Source organism: Zhongshania sp. (assembly GCF_041623545.1).
Taxonomy (GTDB): Bacteria; Pseudomonadota; Gammaproteobacteria; order Pseudomonadales; family Spongiibacteraceae; genus Spongiibacter.
The window spans coordinates 1-2723 of the sequence record NZ_JBFJWS010000376.1 but is presented as its reverse complement, the minus strand read 5'-3'; the positions used below and the strand labels follow the sequence as shown (position 1 = coordinate 2723).

The following is a 2723-nucleotide window of genomic DNA, read 5'->3' as shown; positions in this document are numbered from 1 at the left end:
CGCGCCCTGCAAGCGGTGGCGGATGCCGGTATTCTTGGGGCCATCACTGGTCGCGCGATTTACGAAGGCCAGCTTGATTTGCGCGAAGCGCAAAGCTATTGCGACGGCAAGGCTAAATAGACCCGAATAGGACAGTATCATGGCTTTGGCTAAACGTATTATTCCCTGCCTAGATGTCGACAAAGGTCGCGTAGTAAAAGGCGTAAACTTTGTTGGTATTCGCGACGCTGGCGACCCTGTTGAGGTAGCTAAACGTTATAACGAGCAGGGCGCGGATGAGATTACTTTCTTAGATATTACCGCCACGCACGAAGGCCGAGAAACCACCGCGCACATCGTTGAGCAGATTGCTGCCGAAGTGTTTATACCGTTGACTGTTGGCGGCGGTATTCGCGAAATAAAAGATATTCGCGCCATGCTCAATGCGGGTGCTGATAAGGTCGGTATTAACTCGGCTGCTATTCATCGGCCTGATTTTGTTAAAGAAGCGGCTGATCGTTTCGGCTCCCAGTGCATTGTTATTGCCATTGACGCTAAACGCGTTGCCGACGAGGCCGATGGTCGGCCGCGTTGGGAAATCTTTACTCACGGCGGTCGCAAGCCCACTGGTATTAATGCGGTAGAGTGGGCGATTAAAATGGTGAATAACGGTGCCGGTGAGGTGCTGTTGACCAGCATGGATGGCGATGGCACAAAAGCGGGATACGACTTGGCGTTGACGCGGGCAATATCCGACGCGGTAGCAGTGCCGGTGATCGCCTCGGGTGGGGTCGGTAATCTAGATCACTTGGTTGATGGGATTGTTGAGGGCCGGGCTGATGCCGTTTTGGCGGCAAGTATTTTCCACTTTGGCGAGTTCACGGTGCCCGAAGCTAAAGCCTATATGGCGGCTCGGGGTATTGAAGTTCGCTTGTAAAAATAGCGGGCCCTTGGGCCCGCTGATTTTAAATGCTACTCCGTAGTTACTTCTTTTAGCGCTTTCTTCGCGCTGGCCATAATATTTAAACCCTTTAATAAATTCAGCGCTTCATATAGCTGATTATCATTGGCGGCCAATTCATTGCTGCCGTTCTTTTCCTTCTTGCGGCTTTTACCGTCGCTCTCGGCGCCGTCGCCACGACCTAGGTGGCCAGCCAAATCGGCTTCGGTCACTTGGATGCCGGCATTCACTGCTTCGATTCGCGCCTTCTCAACCACGATGTCGGGGATAATTCCCTGGGCTTGAATAGAGCTGCCGCTGGGGGTGTAGTAGCGGGCCGTGGTCAGTTTAATGGCACTGTCTTCTGATAGGGGCAGTACCGTCTGTACCGAGCCTTTACCGAAGCTTTGAGTGCCGACAATAATGGCGCGGCGGTGGTCTTGAAGGGCACCGGCGACAATTTCTGATGCCGACGCTGAGCCGCCGTTAATTAATACTACCATCGGCGTATCGTCGGCAGGGTTTTTGGCGCTGGCCATAAAGCGGCTATAGGCATTGGGTAGCCGGCCCTCGGTGTAGACAATTAGGCCGTCATTAATGAACTCGTCTACCACTTGTACTGAAGCTTGCAGCAGGCCGCCAGGGTTGTTTCGTAAATCCAAAATTAAACCTTTAAGCGGCTCGCGGCCAGCTTTGAGGGTGGCCAGTTCTTTCTTTAAATCTTGGCCGGTGCGGCTTTGAAATTGCGAGATTCGGATATAGCCATAGCCGGGCTGGAGCATTTCCCCGCGCACGCTGGCCACGGTAATAACGTCGCGTTTGAGCTTGACGTCGAAGGGGGCGTTTACACCGTTGCGTAAAATAGTTAGAACAATTTTGCTGCCCGCGGGGCCGCGCATTAGAACGACCGCCTCCTGAAGAGTCAGCCCCTTAATTGGCTTGTTGTCGATTTGAATAATCAAGTCGCCGGGTTGAATACCCGCGCGTTCAGCGGGGGTGTCGTCAATAGGGGTAACGACTTTAATAAAACCATTTTCCATGCCGACTTCAATGCCGAGGCCGCCAAACTCACCGGTGGTGTGGTTTTGCAGATCTTCAAATGAGCTGGCATCTAAATAATCCGAATGGGGGTCAAGGCCGCTGAGCATCCCGCGAATGGCATTTTCGAGCAGAGTTTTATCGTCGACCTCTTCAACATAGCTAAGGCGAATTTGGTTGAATACATCGGCGAAATTACGCAATGCCTGAAGTGGCAGTTGGCCTTGGCTGCTGGCTTCGGCGAGTTGCGAGTTTTGATTAGTATTGGTGCTATCGCCTGCTAAAAGTGCTGTAGGTGCGGCGAGCAGCAGTATTAGCAGGGCGGAAAAGGTGTGACGAAACATATCAGGCATACTTGAGTTCCCAGAACGTCCTTAAAACGAAACTTATTGTATCTTGCTTTGCTGGCGAATGCTGCCGATGTTATTTGCACCAGTTGCGGGGGTCTGTGGGTCGCCCTTTGTAGCGGATTTCAAAATACAGCCCAGCCTGTCGTTGGCCGCCACTGTTGCCGACGGTGGCAATCCCCTCGCCGCCGCGCACCCAATCGCCCTCGCTACGCAATAGGCTCTGATTGTGGGCGTAAAGGCTGAGATAGTCTCCGCCATGGTCGACTATTATTAATAGTCCTGCACCGCGCAGCCAATCGGCGAAGACCACGCGGCCATTGTGAATGGCTTTGACGGCATCACCTTCATTGCCACTTAGTTGTATACCTTGCCATGTTACTGAGCTGCCTTGTCGGGAGGCGCCATAGCGATTTAAT

Annotated in this window: 3 protein-coding genes and 1 pseudogene; 2 read left to right on the top strand and 2 right to left on the bottom strand. The window is 52.8% G+C overall.

All coding sequences use genetic code 11. From position 1 onward, the window contains the following. Positions 1-120 (top strand): annotated as a pseudogene (locus tag ABYT30_RS18120) (1-(5-phosphoribosyl)-5-((5-phosphoribosylamino)methylideneamino)imidazole-4-carboxamide isomerase); the annotation flags it as partial. A 19-nt stretch (positions 121-139) separates the two neighbouring features. Then, positions 140-916, top strand: a complete 777-nt coding sequence (hisF, locus tag ABYT30_RS18115) for an imidazole glycerol phosphate synthase subunit HisF (RefSeq protein WP_373084089.1) — start codon at positions 140-142, stop codon at positions 914-916. Between the two features lie 35 nt (positions 917-951). Here hisF and ABYT30_RS18110 read toward each other — a convergent pair whose 3' ends face one another. Next, positions 952-2310 carry a S41 family peptidase gene (locus ABYT30_RS18110; RefSeq protein ID WP_373097899.1) on the bottom strand — a complete coding sequence of 453 codons (1359 nt, stop codon included), beginning with the start codon at positions 2308-2310 and terminating at the stop codon, positions 952-954. Between the two features lie 70 nt (positions 2311-2380). Then, on the bottom strand, positions 2381-2723 hold a 343-nt coding region (locus ABYT30_RS18105), incomplete at its 5' end, for a murein hydrolase activator EnvC (protein ID WP_373097897.1).

Coding starts and splice junctions, on each gene's coding strand:
- hisF (WP_373084089.1), top strand. CDS start 140: ATGGCTTTGGCTAAACGTATTATTCCCTGCCTAGATGTCGACAAAGGT.
- ABYT30_RS18110 (WP_373097899.1), bottom strand. CDS start 2,310: ATGCCTGATATGTTTCGTCACACCTTTTCCGCCCTGCTAATACTGCTG.